The sequence below is a fragment of the Pseudomonas sp. BIGb0381 genome, assembly GCF_024809815.1.
GTDB lineage: Bacteria > Pseudomonadota > Gammaproteobacteria > Pseudomonadales > Pseudomonadaceae > Aquipseudomonas.
Map to the genome: position 1 here is coordinate 479,521 of NZ_JANUEN010000003.1, position 16,042 is coordinate 495,562.

18 protein-coding genes are annotated in these 16,042 nt (G+C 60.1%); 12 read left to right on the top strand and 6 right to left on the bottom strand.

Annotated elements, in window-relative coordinates; all coding sequences use genetic code 11:
* Nucleotides 1-28: 28 nt before the first annotated feature.
* The 7 genes from M2397_RS12305 (at nucleotide 29) to M2397_RS12335 (ending at nucleotide 5,645) form a co-directional block, all read left to right on the top strand.
* Entirely contained in the window at nucleotides 29-1,018 is a 990-nt protein-coding gene (locus tag M2397_RS12305; RefSeq protein WP_131699688.1) for an alpha/beta fold hydrolase, read from the top strand.
* A gap of 189 nt (nucleotides 1,019-1,207) precedes the next feature.
* Nucleotides 1,208-1,699 carry a ribonuclease E activity regulator RraA gene (gene rraA / locus M2397_RS12310; RefSeq protein WP_145337026.1) on the top strand — a complete coding sequence of 164 codons (492 nt, stop codon included), beginning with the start codon at nucleotides 1,208-1,210 and terminating at the stop codon, nucleotides 1,697-1,699.
* Between the two features lie 25 nt (nucleotides 1,700-1,724).
* Nucleotides 1,725-2,720 carry a zinc transporter ZntB gene (locus tag M2397_RS12315; protein WP_027603685.1) on the top strand — a complete coding sequence of 332 codons (996 nt, stop codon included), beginning with the start codon at nucleotides 1,725-1,727 and terminating at the stop codon, nucleotides 2,718-2,720.
* A gap of 86 nt (nucleotides 2,721-2,806) precedes the next feature.
* On the top strand, nucleotides 2,807-3,052 hold the full coding sequence (locus tag M2397_RS12320) for a hypothetical protein (protein ID WP_015885347.1): 246 nt from the start codon (nucleotides 2,807-2,809) through the stop codon (nucleotides 3,050-3,052).
* Between the two features lie 2 nt (nucleotides 3,053-3,054).
* Complete coding sequence (locus M2397_RS12325) at nucleotides 3,055-3,879, top strand: mechanosensitive ion channel family protein (protein WP_131699687.1); 825 nt, start codon at nucleotides 3,055-3,057, stop codon at nucleotides 3,877-3,879.
* An 87-nt stretch (nucleotides 3,880-3,966) separates the two neighbouring features.
* Complete coding sequence (gene sigX / locus M2397_RS12330; protein ID WP_003175518.1) at nucleotides 3,967-4,557, top strand: RNA polymerase sigma factor SigX; 591 nt, start codon at nucleotides 3,967-3,969, stop codon at nucleotides 4,555-4,557.
* 107 nt (nucleotides 4,558-4,664) lie between these two features.
* On the top strand, nucleotides 4,665-5,645 hold the full coding sequence (locus tag M2397_RS12335; RefSeq protein WP_065873888.1) for an OmpA family protein: 981 nt from the start codon (nucleotides 4,665-4,667) through the stop codon (nucleotides 5,643-5,645).
* Nucleotides 5,646-5,704: 59 nt separating this feature from the next.
* Here M2397_RS12335 and cobA read toward each other — a convergent pair whose 3' ends face one another.
* The 5 genes from cobA to M2397_RS12360 form a co-directional block, all read right to left on the bottom strand.
* On the bottom strand, nucleotides 5,705-6,448 hold the full coding sequence (cobA, locus tag M2397_RS12340; protein ID WP_145337025.1) for a uroporphyrinogen-III C-methyltransferase: 744 nt from the start codon (nucleotides 6,446-6,448) through the stop codon (nucleotides 5,705-5,707).
* A 26-nt stretch (nucleotides 6,449-6,474) separates the two neighbouring features.
* A complete protein-coding gene (locus tag M2397_RS12345; RefSeq protein ID WP_184744150.1) occupies nucleotides 6,475-8,145 on the bottom strand; it encodes a bifunctional protein-serine/threonine kinase/phosphatase in 1,671 nt (556 codons plus the stop codon).
* Nucleotides 8,145-9,356 (bottom strand): NarK/NasA family nitrate transporter, encoded by a 1,212-nt coding sequence (locus M2397_RS12350; RefSeq protein ID WP_053132785.1) that lies wholly within the window; start codon nucleotides 9,354-9,356, stop codon nucleotides 8,145-8,147. Before M2397_RS12350 ends, M2397_RS12345 begins: the two co-directional genes overlap by 1 nt.
* Before the next feature lie 256 nt (nucleotides 9,357-9,612).
* Nucleotides 9,613-10,188: an ANTAR domain-containing response regulator gene (locus M2397_RS12355; protein ID WP_027603690.1), complete on the bottom strand. Its 576-nt coding sequence runs from the start codon at nucleotides 10,186-10,188 to the stop codon at nucleotides 9,613-9,615.
* A gap of 13 nt (nucleotides 10,189-10,201) precedes the next feature.
* Entirely contained in the window at nucleotides 10,202-11,401 is a 1,200-nt protein-coding gene (locus tag M2397_RS12360) for a CmpA/NrtA family ABC transporter substrate-binding protein (RefSeq protein ID WP_167656091.1), read from the bottom strand.
* A 333-nt stretch (nucleotides 11,402-11,734) separates the two neighbouring features.
* Between M2397_RS12360 and sctC the strand changes: the two genes are divergently transcribed.
* From sctC to M2397_RS12385, 5 genes are all read left to right on the top strand, one after another.
* Nucleotides 11,735-13,129 carry a type III secretion system outer membrane ring subunit SctC gene (sctC, locus tag M2397_RS12365; protein WP_259243544.1) on the top strand — a complete coding sequence of 465 codons (1,395 nt, stop codon included), beginning with the start codon at nucleotides 11,735-11,737 and terminating at the stop codon, nucleotides 13,127-13,129.
* Between the two features lie 15 nt (nucleotides 13,130-13,144).
* Entirely contained in the window at nucleotides 13,145-13,369 is a 225-nt protein-coding gene (locus M2397_RS12370) for a FliM/FliN family flagellar motor switch protein (protein ID WP_131699684.1), read from the top strand.
* A gap of 153 nt (nucleotides 13,370-13,522) precedes the next feature.
* Nucleotides 13,523-13,921 carry a winged helix-turn-helix domain-containing protein gene (locus M2397_RS12375; RefSeq protein WP_131699683.1) on the top strand — a complete coding sequence of 133 codons (399 nt, stop codon included), beginning with the start codon at nucleotides 13,523-13,525 and terminating at the stop codon, nucleotides 13,919-13,921.
* Nucleotides 13,914-14,375, top strand: a complete 462-nt coding sequence (locus M2397_RS12380) for a transglycosylase SLT domain-containing protein (protein WP_259243360.1) — start codon at nucleotides 13,914-13,916, stop codon at nucleotides 14,373-14,375. Before M2397_RS12375 ends, M2397_RS12380 begins: the two co-directional genes overlap by 8 nt.
* 86 nt (nucleotides 14,376-14,461) lie before the next feature.
* Entirely contained in the window at nucleotides 14,462-15,511 is a 1,050-nt protein-coding gene (locus M2397_RS12385; RefSeq protein WP_259243361.1) for a quinone-dependent dihydroorotate dehydrogenase, read from the top strand.
* A 217-nt stretch (nucleotides 15,512-15,728) separates the two neighbouring features.
* On the opposite strand, the gene rmf is transcribed toward M2397_RS12385, so the two are convergent.
* Nucleotides 15,729-15,944 (bottom strand): ribosome modulation factor, encoded by a 216-nt coding sequence (gene rmf / locus M2397_RS12390; protein WP_002553055.1) that lies wholly within the window; start codon nucleotides 15,942-15,944, stop codon nucleotides 15,729-15,731.
* Between the last annotated feature and the right edge of the window lie 98 nt (nucleotides 15,945-16,042).

Genomic DNA, 16,042 nt, shown 5'->3' on the forward strand with positions numbered 1-16,042 from the left:
ACGCCGCCCTTTTTTGTGCAAGAGCATTATGCAAAGCAGCAGCAACCTGTTTCCCGTCGCCCTGATCAGTGCTGAACGTCGTGGCGACCTGAGTGAAGATGTGTACCGCCTCAAGCCCGGTAACAGCCCCGACGGTACCGTCGAGCTGGCCGTTACCCGTTTGGGCCTGGCCGATGTCCCGCAAAGCCGGGGCATCCCGGTTATTTTGTTGCACGGCAGTTTTTCCAATCGGCGCTTCTGGTACTCGCCCAAGGGTATCGGTCTTGGCGCCTACCTGGCACGCCAGGGGTTCGATGTGTGGATCCCGGAAATGCGTGGCCATGGGCTTTCCCGGCGCAATCAGGACTACGCCCGGAATCGGGTCGCCGACTACGCGCGCTACGACTTGCCGGCCATTGGCGCGTTTGTGCGTGAGCAAAGTGCGCAGATTCCCCATTGGATTGGTCACTCTCTGGGCGGCACAACCCTGGCGGCGGCCCTGGGTGGGCAGCATCTTGGCGCGCCGGCAGTGGCCTCGGTGGCCTTGTTTGGCTGTCAGGTCAGTCGCAGCCACTGGCCGTTGAAGCTTCCGCCGGTGGAGTGGACCGGCCGTCTGCTTTTAAAGCGCTTCGGCGGAGTATCCGGCTCGCGGCTCAAGCGAGGACCGGAGGACGAACCGGCGGGCGTGCTGATCGAAGCCATGCGCTGGAATGGCCTGTTCGGTCGCTTTGGCGAAGGTAAGCGCGATTGGTGGAAAGGCCTGGCGGATGTCGACGTGCCGCTGTTGGCTGTGAGCGCGGCGGGCGATCAGCAAGATCCGGACTGGGCTTGCCGCAAGCTGTTCGAGCAGATCGGCTCCGAGCACCGTCAGTACCTGTGCCTGGGGCGTCAGCAAGGCTTTACTGAGGATTTCGGGCATGTGGAAATGCTGGTCAGCAAAGCCGCCCAGGCCGAGGTCTGGCCGCTTGTAAAACAATGGTTAAACGATCCACTGACACCTTTGTTGGGTGCCAAGCCTGAGGCATTGGTCGTAGTTTGACGCAGGGCTCTGCCAAGGGCGTTTCGCTCGAGTGTGGTTGCGGCTAAGATATGACGCGTTAAACGCTTCTGGTCATATTCAGTCGCTCACTGGTTATTGCGTTGCGACGAAGCGGATGGGATGTTGCGCACCGGCTCCGGCTGGCGCTTCTTTCGAAAGACACTTCTTTGACGGAAAGGAATTTTTTCAATGAACCATTACGTGACCCCCGACCTGTGCGACGCCTACCCTGACCTGGTGCAGGTGGTCGAGCCGATGTTCAGCAACTTCGGCGGCCGAGATTCCTTTGGCGGCGAGATCGTCACCATCAAATGCTTCGAAGATAACTCCCTCGTCAAGGAACAGGCCGACCAGCCGGGCACCGGCAAGGTGCTGGTGGTCGACGGTGGCGGTTCCCTGCGCCGCGCGTTGCTGGGCGACATGATCGCCGAGAAAGCCGCTAAAAACGGCTGGGAAGGCCTGGTGATCTACGGCTGCATCCGTGACGTCGATGTCATCGCCCAGACTGACCTGGGCGTACAGGCGTTGGCCAGCCATCCGATGAAAACCGACAAGCGCGGCATCGGTGACCTGAACGTCGTGGTGACATTTGCGGGTGTGACGTTCCGCCCAGGTGAGTACATCTACGCTGACAATAATGGCGTGATCGTCTCGCCAAGCCCGCTGCAAATGCCTGAATAAACCGCAATAACCAACAGGGGTGGGGATGTTCGAGGAAGAAAACGCGCAGTGGGGGCTGGTGCATGCCCTGGTGCTGGACGGTAAAGGCGGTGCGCGTTCGATTGCCCGGACTGAGCTCGACGACTTGCAACTGCAGCCCCAGGAAAGCCTGTGGCTGCACTGGGATCGCAGTCATCCCCAGACCCAGACCTGGCTGCGCAAATCCAGCGGCTTGAGCGAATTCGCCTGTGATCTGCTGCTGGAGGAGAACACCCGCCCACGCCTGTTGCCGCTGCCGGATGCCGAGTTGCTGCTGTTCCTGCGCGGGGTCAACCTCAATCCGGGGGCCGAGCCGGAAGACATGGTCTCGGTACGTATCTTCGCCGCCGCCAGCCGCGTGATTTCCCTGCGTCTGCGCCCGCTGCGCGCTACCGATGAGCTGCTGGTGCAGTTGGCAGATGGCAAGGGGCCGAAAACCGCCTCGGAGCTCATCCTTTATATGGCTCAGTACCTGACCAACAAGGTCCAGGATCTGGTCACGGATTTGTCGGAAATCGTCGATGCTGAGGAAGAAAAACTCGATACCGACGAACGGTACACACCTGAACATGGCAGTGTTTTGCAGATCCGTCGCCGAGCGGCCGGGCTCAAGCGTTTCCTGTCGCCGCAGCGGGATATTTTTGCCCAGCTCACGCGGATAAAATTGCCGTGGTTCTGTGACGACGATGCCGACTACTGGAACGAATTGAACAACAGTCTGACCCGCTACCTGGAAGAGCTCGAATTGACCCGGGAGCGCGTGGGGCTTGTGCTTGAGGCCGAAGACCGGCGCTTGAGCGTGCGCATGAATCGCACCATGTACCGCTTCGGGATCATCACGGGAATCTTTCTGCCGATGAGTTTCCTGACCGGTTTGCTGGGTATAAATGTGGGTGGCATACCGTTCTCTGCCAGCCCCTACGGATTCGTGATTGCATGCCTGTTGATGGTGTCGGTGGCGCTCGGGCAATGGTGGTTGTTTCGACGATTGCGCTGGGTTTGAGCTGAATATGACCTGAACGTAGGAAGGGTCCCATGTGACCCCAGGAATTTTACCCTCGTCTTTTAAATCACTTGCGAGAGGTCTTTATGCACGATCCGTTCGAACAGTCTTTGCGTGACATGCTCAATGCCTCGCCGTCCAACCGCGACGACGATGCCTGTCTGGGCCGTGTGCTGAAAACGGCTAATCGCCAGGTGGGCGCGGGTGACCTGTTCGGCCTGCTCGGCCGCTGGATGCCGGCGTTGATGATGGCCCTGAACAACGGTTCGGCCCACGTATCCCCGGTTTCCCGTCGTAAACCTCTTGCTCGCACTGCTGATAAGGCTGATTGAATATGGAACTTGATCTCTGGACCCAGAGCCTGGTCACCGCGATGACCGCATTGTGGACCAAGGTGGCGAATTTCATTCCCAACCTGTTTGGTGCCCTGGTCCTGGTGCTGCTGGGCTTTGTCGTGGCCAAGCTGCTCGACACCCTGCTGTCCAAGTTGCTCGCAAAACTGGGCCTTGACCGCCTGATGGCAGGCACCGGCCTGACCAAGCTGCTGGGGCGCGCCGGGCTGCAGGTGCCGATCTCCACGTTAATCGGCAAGATCGTCTATTGGTTTGTTTTGCTGATTTTTCTGGTTTCAGCGGCGCAATCCCTTGGACTTGAGCGAGTTTCAGCTACGCTCGACATGCTGGCGCTGTATTTGCCGAAGGTTTTCGGCGGCGCGCTGGTGCTCCTCGTAGGCGTTTTACTCGCACAATTGGCCAATGGGCTGGTGCGCGGTGCCGCCGAAGGTGTGGGATTGGACTATGCCGCTGGCCTGGGGCGAATCGCCCAGGGGCTGGTGATCATCATCAGTATTTCGGTCGCGATCAGCCAGTTGGAGGTCAAGACTGACCTGCTTAACCACGTGATTGTGATCGTTTTGATTACCGTTGGTCTGGCAGTTGCGCTGGCCATGGGGTTGGGAAGCCGGGAAATTGCCAGCCAGATTCTTGCGGGAATCTATGTGCGTGAGTTGTATCAGGTTGGGCAACAGGTGCGTGTGGGCGAGGTCGAAGGGCAAATCGAGGAGATCGGCACAGTCAAGACGACGGTGCTGACCGATGACGGCGACCTGGTGTCGCTGTCCAATCGGATTCTCCTCGAGCAGCAGGTCAGTAGCCGCTAACCCGGTAAACCCTGCTAATGTACGCCGCCGCAAGCCCGGCTGACCGGGCTGTAGTGGACATTGACCTGACTGTCGGCACGACTTGTTTTGAATAAAGCCCAAACGCTGTCCACGCGCTATGACCCCCGTGAGCTCTCTGATGAGGAGTTGGTCGCGCGCGCGCACACGGAGCTGTTTCACGTAACTCGCGCGTATGAAGAATTGATGCGCAGATATCAACGCACTCTGTTCAACGTTTGTTCAAGGTATTTAGGGAACGATAGAGATGCGGATGATGTCTGTCAGGAAGTGATGCTCAAGGTGCTGTACGGCCTGAAGAACTTTGAGGGCAAATCGAAGTTCAAGACATGGCTATACAGCATCACCTACAACGAGTGCATCACGCAGTATCGGAAGGAACGGCGAAAGCGTCGCTTGATGGACGCCTTGAGTCTGGACCCCCTTGAGGAGGCGTCTGAAGAAAAGGCGCCGGCACCCGAGGAGAAGGGCGGACTTGATCGCTGGCTGGTGTATGTGAACCCGATTGACCGGGAAATTCTGGTGCTACGATTTGTCGCAGAGCTGGAATTCCAGGAAATCGCTGACATCATGCACATGGGTTTGAGTGCTACAAAAATGCGTTACAAACGTGCTCTAGATAAATTACGTGAGAAATTTGCGGGCGAGACTGAAACTTAGTGCGTGGCAAATATCTCTTACGTGTAGGCAAGTTCTGTTAGACTTGTCGCCGAGTTGTCCCCCGGTTTGTGGGACTGCTTTACAATCACCAGATGGGGATTTAACGGATGAAACTGAAAAACACCTTGGGCTTGGCCATTGGTTCTCTTATTGCCGCTACTTCTTTCGGCGTTCTGGCACAAGGCCAAGGCGCAGTTGAAGGCGAGCTGTTCTACAAGAAGCAGTACAACGATAGCGTCAAGCACATCGAAGACGGCTTCAATCCTGGCGCTCGCATCGGTTACTTCCTGACCGACGACCTGTCCTTGAACCTGTCCTACGACAAGACCAACCACACCCGTTCGAACGACGGTACTGGTAACCAGAAGATCAAAGGCGATACCGGCAGCCTGGTTGCCCAGTATCACTTCGGTCAAGCTGGCGTAGACAGCCTGCGTCCATACGTAGAAGGCGGCTTCGGTCACCAGAGCCGTACCAACGTTCAGGCTGACGGCCACAGCGGTCGCGACCAGACTACCTTCGCTACCGTTGGTACCGGCGTGAAGTACTACTTCACCAACAACCTGTACGCTCGTGCCGGTGTTGAAGCTGACTACGGTCTGGACAACGGCAAGTGGGACTACTCCGCACTGGTTGGCCTGGGCGTGAACTTCGGCGGTAACGCTGGCGCAGCTGCTCCAGCTCCTACCCCAGCACCAGCTCCAGAGCCAACTCCAGAGCCAGAAGCTCCAGTTGCTCAGGTTGTTCGTGTTGAGCTGGACGTTAAGTTCGACTTCGACAAGGCCGTTGTTAAGCCTAACAGCTACGGCGACGTGAAAAACCTGGCCGACTTCATGGCTCAGTACCCAGCTACCAACGTAGAAGTTGCTGGTCACACTGACTCCGTAGGTCCAGACGCTTACAACCAGAAGCTGTCCCAGCGTCGTGCTGACGCTGTTAAGCAAGTCCTGGTTAAAGACGGCGTGGCTCCTAGCCGTGTAACTGCTGTAGGTTACGGCGAATCCCGCCCAGTTGCTGACAACGCAACTGAAGCTGGTCGTGCTGTTAACCGTCGCGTAGAAGCGTCGGTTGAAGCTACCGCTCAGTAATTACTGAGATGTAGAAAAAACCCGGCTTCGGCCGGGTTTTTTTTCGCCTGGAGTTTGTCTCAGGCGCTGACTGCGGTAGCGACGTAAGCCGTCTGCTCGGTGGCTGCAACATGGCCGATCACCAGAATCGCGGGGCTCTTCAAGGCAAATGCCTGGGCGTCTTCATGCATCCGCGACAGCTGGCTGCGGCATTCGCGCTGTTGGGGCAGTGATGCATTCTCGATCATCGCCACCGGCATATCTGCCGCCATCCCACCTTCCAGCAATTGCTTGCGAATCTCCTCCAGCTTCGCCACTCCCATATACACCACCAATGTCGTCCCGCCTTCCGCCAGCGCGCGCCAATTAAGGCTGCTGTCGTCCTGGGTATGGGCCGTGACCAGGGTCACACCGCGGCTGACGCCACGCAACGTCAGTGGAATCGCGCAATTCGTTGCGCCCGCCAGCCCGGCGGTAATCCCGTTGACCAACTCTACTTCGACGCCGCGTTCGCGCAGCCACATGGCTTCTTCGCCACCGCGCCCGAAAATGCATGGGTCACCCCCCTTTAGCCGCACCACGCATTTGCCTTGGCGGGCGTAACGCAGCATCAGGCGGTGGATGAAGTCCTGCGGGGTCGAGCGGCAGCCGCCGCGTTTGCCAACCGTGATCACTCGCGCCTTGGCGCAATGCTCCAGCACCGCCGGGTTGACCAAGTCATCGATCAGTACCACATCGGCTTCGTGCATGGCCCTTACAGCCTTGAGGGTCAACAACTCCGGGTCGCCAGGGCCCGCGCCCACCAGCCAGACTTTCGCGTTCATGGGTTTTTCCTCGTCTAGAGCTGACGTCAGCTGTGAAAGAGTGAATACAGAAGAATCAGATTGATCAGCATCGAGACCAGGCCCAAGGTGCGCCACACCTTCAACGGTTCGCGCTCCAGCAGAGGCCTGGGACGGATGCTCAGTTCCTGGCGGTCAGCCTGTTCCAGCACCCGCAACCATTCCTCGGCGGTTTCGTAGCGATGCGCCGGCTGTGCGGCCACAGCCCGTTCGAGGCTCAGGGGCAGCCAATCCGGGAGGTCCGAGCGATAGCGGTTGGCGCTGACAGCCTGGGCAAATCGAGGCCGTTGGAAAGCTTCGATTTCCCCGTAGGGATAGTGCCCGGTCAGCAGGTAATACAGGGTGACGCCAACGCTGTATAAATCCTGTTGGGCTGTGGGACGGTCACCATTGAACGCTTCGGGCGCGATAAAACTCGGGGTCCCAGGCAGCACATGGGCTCGGTCCTCCGAAAGACCCGGACAGTAGGCCAGACCGAAATCCAGCACGCGCAATTCACCGTCATCCCCCAGCAGCAGGTTTTCCGGCTTGATGTCGCGGTGCAGGATCTGCCGTCGATGCAGCATGCCCACTGCGCGCAGCAAACGCTCGGCCACGGACTGCCATTGCGCGAGGGGCAATGGGCCCTGGTGCTGAAACAGCTCGGCCAGGGTTTGCCCTGGGTATTCACGCATGACGTAGTACAAGTGCTGGCGCCCGCTGGCCGCATGCACTTCAGGAAACGCGCGCCCGGCTACCCGCCGCAGAAACCACTCTTCCGAGAGCAATGCCTGGCCGGCGTCGCTGTCGTCGTCGCGGCTTAGGGGCAGGGTTTTCAGCAGCCAGGGTTGCTGTTGGGCATCGCGCACCCGGTACAGCAATGATTGCCTGCTTTGCGCCAGCACGGCGTCCACTTGCCAGCCTTCGAAGTGTTGCCCGGTTTTCAGCAGCGGTGGCAAGGGCCACTGCTGCAGTTGCACCAAGGCATCGCCGAGCGTAGCGGCGCCGAGCGTGTCGACACGCACCAGCAAGGCGCTGGCATTGTCCTGGCTGCCCGCCAGGTGTGCGGCATTGACCAGCGTAGTTACCGCCAGGTCCAGGTCGGCTTGTTCGCGCAGGATCGCGCTGATGCTGTGATCGCCCAGGGTGGCCCATACGCCGTCGCTGAGCAGCAGGAAGCACTCACCTTCGCGCAATTGACCGTCGAGAAAATCCAGCACCAGATGTTGATCCAGGCCGAGGGCACGCTTGAGCACGTGCTGCATGCCCGGCTGTTCCCACACATGGTCTTCGCTGATGCGCTGCAACTCACCGTCCAGCCAGCGATACGCCCGGCAATCGCCGACATGGGCCAGGGTGAAACGCTGGCCGCGAAAGACCAAGGCGCTGAGGGTGGTCAGCAACGGCTGGCCGCCGCCATTGGCCTGCAACCAGCGGTTTTGCGCCAGCAGCAGGCGCTCCAATGCCTGCGCCACGCCCCAGGTTTGCGGTGTGGCGTAGTAATCCAGGGCCAGGGCCTGCAAAGTCGAGCGTGCGGCCAGGCCGCCGTCGGCGCACTGGCTCACACCGTCGGCCATGGCGCACAGGTAACCTTTGCTCGCCGCCAGTTCCGCTGCGGGGGTGACAACCCGCAGCGCATCCTGGTTTTCCGCCCGTGGGCCGATGGCGCTGGCATGGGCGACGCTCAGTTGCAGGCTCATCAGACGCGTGCAGCGGTCACTGCGGCCGAACCCCAAGTGGTTCTCCAGCGACGCTTGACGCCATGCAGGCCGAACCAGGCCAGTACGCCCAGGCTGGCGAACAGCCACAAGGCCAGTTGATAGCTACCGGTGCTTTGCTTGATCGCGCCCATGCCCGCCGCCAGGGCGAAACCGCCGATGCCGCCGGCCATGCCGATCAAGCCGGTCATTACGCCGATCTCACGCCGGAAACGCTGTGGCACCAACTGGAACACGGCGCCATTGCCCGCACCCAGACCGAGCATGGTGCAGACGAAGAGCGCCAGTGCCGCGTAGGAGCTGGGCAGGTTGAAACCCACTGCCGCAATGCAGATCGCCGCAACGCTGTACATGCCCAGCAGGGTGCGGATCCCGCCGAAACGGTCGGCCAGGGCGCCGCCAAGTGGACGCATCAGGCTGCCACCGAACACGCAGGCAGCGGTGTAGTAGCCGGCAGTCATGGGGCTTAGGCCGTATTGGTCGTTGAAATAGCCGGGCAGGGCACTCGCCAGGCCGATAAAGCCGCCGAAGGTCACGCTGTAGAAAAACATGAACCACCAACTGTCGCGGTCACCCAGGGCCTTGAAGTAGTCGGCCATGGACTTGGCTTTCGGCCGCTCGGGTGCGTTGCGTGCCAGCCAGGCGAAGACGATCAGCGTCAGGATCAGCGGAATCAGCGCGAAGCCGAACACATTGCTCCAGCCAAATGCGGCCGCCAGCACGGGGGCCAGCAGGGCAGCGAACACCGTGCCCGAGTTACCGGCACCGGCGATACCCATGGCCTTGCCTTGGTGTTCGGCCGGGTACCACTGGGATGCCAGCGGCAGCGCCACCGCAAAGGATGCGCCGGCCATGCCGAGGAACAGCCCCAGCAACAAGGCTTGTTCGTAGCTGTGAATCCCCAGTTTCCAAGCGCCGAACAATGCGACGATCACAATCACCTGGCCGATCAGCCCGGCGGTCTTGGGCGACAGCTTGTCCGCCAGCATGCCCATCAGAAAGCGCAGCACCGCGCCGGCCAGGATCGGCGTCGCCACCATCAGGCCGCGTTGCTGGGTGGTCAGGTGCAGGTCGGCGGCAATCTGCACCGCCAGGGGGCCCAACAAATACCAGACCATGAAGCTCAGGTCGAAATACAGGAACGCGGCAAACAGGGTCGGGGTGTGCCCGGATTTCCAGAAGCTTGATTTCATCACGCACCTCAACGGTTGGGAGTGTTGTAAGAAGGCCTGGTGATGGAGCCGCCGGCTGAGGCCGCCCCACCGGCCCCGTGCTACGGGGGCCAAAACAAAAAAACGCCGCCACCGGGTTCGCGAGGGCAAACCGGGTGTGCGACGTCTTTGTCGTGAAGGGGCAACCGCCGTTGGTTACCTGTGATGATTACTTAGCAAGTCCTGCGCCAACATGCTGGCCGTAGTTACCGTCTTATCCAACACATGCTATGGATGTTTAACCGAGCAGTTCGCTCATGGCGATAATCTGCTCCGCCACCTGAATCAGTTTCTGCTGGCGGCTCATGGCCTGGCGGCGCATCAGGGTGTAGGCCTCTTCCTCATTGCAGGCCTTCATTTTCATCAACATGCCCTTGGCCAACTCAATGCGCTTGCGCTCGGCCAACTGCTGGTCCCGCGCCTGGAGCTGGGCGCGCAAGGCCTGGTCGCTCTCGAAGCGGGCCATGGCCACATCGAGGATCGGTTGCAGGCGCTGGGCCTGAATGCCTTCGACGATGTAGGCGCTGACCCCGGACTTGATCGCCTGGCGCATCACGTCGGGGTCATGCTCGTCGGTAAACATCACAATGGGCCGGGGTTGGTCGCGGCTGACCAGCACCACCTGCTCCATCACGTCGCGGCCCGGTGACTCGGTATCGATCAGGATGACGTCCGGGCGCACCGTTTCGACGCGCGCAGGCAGGTCGATGGTCAGGCCGGATTCGTCGATCACCTCGAAGCCGGCCTCGATCAGCGCCGTGCGCAGGCGGCCGACCTTGCGCGGGGTGTCGTTGATTAACAGGATTCGCAGCATGGATGTCCTCCTGTCAGCGCAAGGCTTGGCGGCTGGTAGGATCGACCATGGCATGCAGGCGGAAGCTGCGCGCGTAGCCGGCGGGGTCCGAGCCGTCCCAGATTTTGCCGTCGATCAGTTGGCTGCTGCGCATGTCCTGGCCGTTGTTGCCGAGGCCCAGTGCCTCGGCTGCCTGACGATACAGCGCCAGCTGTTGCACTTGGCGAGCAACGCCCAGGTAATCAGGGTCTTCGCGCAGCAGGCCCCAGCGTCGAAACTGGGTCATGAACCACATGCCATCGGAGAGGTAGGGCAAGTTGACCTCGCCATCGGCAAAAAAACGCAGGGCATGGGGGTCCTGCCACTGGTTGCCCAGGCCGTCGTCATAGGCGCCCAGCAAGCGAGGCTCGATGCAGTCGAGCGGGGCATCGAGGTACTCGCGGCCGCTGAGCAATTGTGCGGTGGAGCGACGGTTTTCGGTGTTTTGCTCGATAAAGCGGCTGGCCTCCAGGATCGCCATCACCAGCACGCGGGCGGTGTTGGGATACTGGTCGACAAAGGCCTGGGTGCAGCCGAGCACCTTTTCCGGATGGTTCGGCCAGATCGCCTGGGTGGTCGCCAGGGTAAAGCCCTGGTTTTGCTTTACGGCACTGGCGCACCAGGGCTCGCCGACACAAAAGCCATCGATACGCCCGGCCTGCAGGTGCGCGACCATTTGCGGGGGCGGTACTACGACGCTGTCCACATCCTGTAGCGGATGAATGCCTTGGCTCGCCAGCCAGTAGTACAACCACATGGCGTGAGTGCCTGTGGGAAAGGTCTGAGCGAAAGTCAGTTTTGTTCGGCTTTGGTGCACGTGGCGGTCCAGTGCTTCAGGAGTGATCACTCCCTGCTGTTGCAGGCTGTGGGACAGGTTGATGCTTTGACCGTTCTGGTTCAGCCCCATCAGTACTGCCATGTCGGTAGGCGCGACGCCGCCAATGCCCAAGTGCACTGCGTACACCAACCCGTACAGGCTGTGGGCGGCATCCAGTTCGCCGCTGACCAGTTTGTCCCGCAGGTTGGCCCATGAAGGTTGGCGCTTGAGGTTCAAGGTCAAGCCATAAGGCTGTGCGAAGCCTTGGGTCGCCGCCACCACCAGGGATGCGCAATCGCTCAAGGCCATGAAGCCCAGGTCAAGGCTGCTCTTCTCCGGGGCATCACTGCCGTTGACCCAGGCCAGCGGGTCGTTCATCGGGCTGTTGCCAACCGAATCGTTCATCAACACCTACCTTTTCTTTCAAAAAAAAGCGTCGTTCCCTCAGATGGCGATGCAAGGCCATTGCGGGTAACGACGCCTTTGTCCGTAAGCCCGCTCCGCCGTTGGTGCGCGCTCTGATACAGAGTCCATAGCAAGGCACATGCCACGGGCCGATGGGCGCCGCCGGCCGTCAACTTTCCATCAAGATTGAAAATCGGCTGCCTCTCAGTATGGCCGCTTCTTACTGCCAGGCCGCCCAGGAAATCCAAGGTGTACGCTCACTTTTCCGTAACGACTCCCTGTCTCTGGCTGCTGTTTACTGCGCTGATGCTGGGAAGTGTCGATGCCCAGGGCGAAACCTACCAGGCGCAGGACGAGAGCCTGCACACCGTTTTTACCGCCTTGTCCGTGCCTATGGGCCTGCCCATCGTCGTGAGCAGTGAAGTGGCGCGCATACGCATCAGCGATGTCATTGACCTCGATACGCCGCAACACGCCTTGGAGACGCTTTCACAGCAATACGGCTTGATCTGGTACAGCGATGGGCAGGCGCTCTACCTCTACGCCGTCAGCGAGGCAAAAAGCCTGGCGGTGGTGTTGCGGCATATATCGGTCGACAGGTTTCGTGGCTTCATGCGCCGCTCGGGACTTGATGAAACACGTTACCCCCTGCGCGTGAGCGGGACGCGGACATTCCATGTGTCCGGGCCACCCCATTATGTCGACCAGGTCTTGCGTCTGGCCCAGTTGATGGATCGCGAGCGGGCTGAATTGCACGTAGGTAACCAGGCGTTTGCTGTCGTTCAGGTACTCAACACCCATGTGGCAGACCGAGGGTATGCCATGGGCGACGAAAAGGTCACGGTGCCGGGCATCGCATCGACGATCGACACCCTGTTGGGTTCTGAACAGAAGGGAGCGCTGGCCGACAAGAGCCTGGTAGTGATCGCCTATCCGGATACCAACAGCCTGCTGATCAAGGGCAAGCCTGCGCAACTGGCTCTCATCGAACGCCTGGTGGCGGAGTTGGACACACCCAAGCGTTCTATCGAAGTCTCGCTGTGGATGGTGGACGTGGACCGTGATGAACTGAAAAAGCTGGGCTTTGACTGGGACAAGGACGCGAAGGCCCAGGCCACGCGAATTCTGGAGCCGATGGACGATTACCGCTTGATGGCGCAAATAGCCACGCTGGAGCGCCGGCGGCGAGCAAGGGTGATGACGTTGCCGGTAATTCTCACCCAGGAGAATGTGCCGGCCGTGTTTCAGGATAACCATACCTTCTACCTGCCGGCTCCCGGAGCTGACCATGCTGATTGGAAGCCCGTGCAATATGGCTCCCAGGTCAGCGTGCTGCCGCGTTTTGCCGAAGCGAATCAGATCGAGATGCTTCTCCATGTCGAGGATGATCGACAACTGAGCCAGGCGGGGCGGCGTGGTAAACCGACAGCGGTCGGGCGGGTGAGTGCCAGCAGTGTGGTAAGGGTGCCGCAGGGCAAGCGCCTTTGGCTGGGAGCGTTCAGCCGTGAGGCACATGAGTCGGGACGCAGCGCCGATTCAACTGGCCCGGCCAAGGTTCGCCTGTTTGTGATTCAGGCCCGGGCCGTGGGGAGCGAGTTGAAAACGTTGGCGACAGGCGTCGGCGCACCACCGTTGAGTGCGGCGCAATACGAGCGCGTGCAACGAGCGTTTGTACGCCCGGGTCGCGATAGCTCTCCGTGAATAAGGTGTTGACCCATGCATTTGGAAATTCTTCTACAGGAACAACTAATCAGCCGCAGGCGCCTGGCAGCCTTTGCTCCTGGGAAGGTGCTGCCATTGTCGCCAGGCATTATCCACTGCGTGGAGGTTCGGGTTAATGGCCGGTTGCTCGCATTGGGCGAGTTGGTGCAACTGGAGGACCGGTTGGGGGTTGAGTTGCACGAGGTCTATAAGAGGGGAGCGTCTGGTGTGTGTGGGTGAAGAGTCTTACAGGGGGTGGCTAAAAAGCGTTGGTTGTATGGGTTTTTTCCTAGCGTGGGCTGCAAGGCGGTTTTTTATAGTCGTGATGTGGGCGAAAGAGCCAGTACTGGAAAATAAGGACTTCAATGTCAGTAGTCGGATGTCGAGGTAGATATGGCCGTCGTGAATGATGAATTGACGGCGACTTCCCTGCTCTTTTCCCAGTGGACGCTGCATGGCGACGGTCGCCTGACCGGCGACGGCAGCGATGTCCAGTTGCCACCCAAGGAGCTGCATGTTTTGCGGCTGCTGCTGGTCTCTGGCGGTGTGCTGATGAGCAAGGACCGTTTGCTGGAGTTGGCCTGGCCCCAGGGGGAGGTCGCCGAGGAGTCGCTGACCCGTTGCATTTACTCGCTGCGAAAGCATCTTGGCGCTGACAAGGGGTTTATCAAGACCATCTATGGTCGGGGGTATCGCTTTACATGCCCGGTGAAGGCTGAGCAGCATGGGCACGGGCCTATGGATACCGTGCAGTATGTGTGTTCGGCCTGTGGCCAAGTCAGTCATGGCTGAGTTCTGGCGCAGGTTGCTGTTGCTTGGCCTGGTGACGAGCGGCAACCAGGCACTGGCCTATTGCTGGGAGGAAACCGCCCATCGCTACGATATCGAGCCGGAATTGCTACAGGCTATCGCCGCCGTGGAGTCGGATTTTCGCCCGGATGCGATGAACTACGCGAACGGTAATGGCACACGGGATATCGGCCTGATGCAGATCAACAGTATCCATTTGCCTCGCCTGCTCAAGCTGGGTATCACCGAGGAAAGGCTGTTGAGTGAACCCTGTCTGTCGGTGGAAGTCGGGGCCTCCATACTCGCCGAGTTTATCCAGCGTTTTGGCTACAACTGGACGGCTGTGGGTTCCTACAATGTCGGGCCCGGCTCCGGCCCTCAGCGCGACGCGTTGCGCATGCGCTATGCAGAAAAAATCTGGGCACGTTATGAGACCCTGGTACAGCAGCGCTACTGACGTTTGGGCGGCTCGCCTCGCGTGTACCCCGTCACCCCGGCTATAATCGCGGCCACCTTTCGCCGCCATCCGAGTCTAGCCCGCCCATGTATACCCTGGCCCGCCAGCTGTTGTTCAAACTTTCCCCGGAAACCTCCCACGATCTGTCCCTGGACCTGATCGGCGCCGGTGGCCGCCTGGGGCTCAATGGCCTGGTATGCAAGGCACCGGCAAAAATGCCGGTGTCAGTGATGGGGCTCGACTTTCCCAACCCGGTCGGATTGGCCGCCGGCTTGGACAAGAACGGCGCGGCCATCGATGGCTTCGCGCAACTGGGTTTCGGTTTTGTGGAGATCGGCACCGTGACGCCGCGCCCGCAGCCGGGTAACCCCAAGCCACGGATCTTCCGCCTGCCGGAAGCCGAGGCGATCATCAATCGCATGGGTTTCAACAACCTGGGCGTCGATCACCTGCTTTCGCGTGTCGAGGCCGCGAAGTACACGGGCATCCTGGGCATCAACATTGGCAAGAATTTCGACACCCCGGTCGAGCGTGCGGTGGATGACTACCTGATCTGCTTGGACAAGGTCTACACCCACGCCAGTTATGTCACCGTCAACGTCAGTTCCCCCAACACCCCGGGCCTGCGCAGCCTGCAGTTCGGCGATTCGCTCAAGCAATTGCTCGAAGCCCTGCGCCAGCGCCAGGAAGACCTGGCCGCGCGCCATGGCAAGCGCGTGCCGCTGGCAATCAAGATTGCCCCGGACATGAGCGACGAAGAAACCGTGCTGGTGGCCCAGGCCCTGGTGGATTCGGGCATGGACGCGGTGATTGCGACCAACACCACCCTCAGCCGTGTCGGCGTCGAAGGCTTGGCCCATGGCGATGAAGCGGGTGGCCTGTCGGGCGCGCCGGTGCGGGACAAGAGCACCCATATCGTCAAGGTGCTGGCCGCTGAGCTGGCCGGACGTTTGCCGATCATCGCGGTGGGCGGCATCACCGAAGGCAAGCATGCAGCCGAGAAGATCGCTGCGGGTGCCAGCCTGGTGCAGTTGTACTCGGGTTTTATTTACAAAGGCCCGGCGTTGATTCGCCAGTCGGTGGATGCGATTGCGGCCAGCGGGCTTGCCCCGCGTGGGGCTGCGCAGCGGCCCTGAAACCAGGCAGCGCATTTCTATCTGAAAGACTGAGTGGATCTTATTGGGGCTGCTTCGCAGCCCTACGCGAGGCAAGCCCGCTCACCACAATAAAAGGACCATCACAATAAAAAGGGCTCCATAAAGGAGCCCCCTGGGCCGAAGCCCGCCGCCTGGATAGGGCGTGCGTGGTTAAGTCGTTACATATTCGTGGTGGTGTCGGAATTAATGCCCTTGATTAGCCGACGGCGTGAAGTTCGTTGAGTCTGTGGATGCCCGCAGTGCCAGTCATACCGTCCCAGTTGTCGCCGCGTCCTTCTCGCCAGCCGTTGATCCAGGCTTGGCGTACCGACGGTAGAGTAAATGGGCAAAGCTCACGGGATTTGCCATGAACGCCATATTGATATCCGCGTAAAAATGCTCTTTCCAACGGATCACGCTTAAGTCTTCTCATAGGGTGTTTCCCTCACTTGTTGACTGTCTTGATATCCTTCGGCCTCGTCTGAGGCCGGGCAGAGTTTTTCTGCCGTTGGTGGGCTCGCTGCCGGCGTG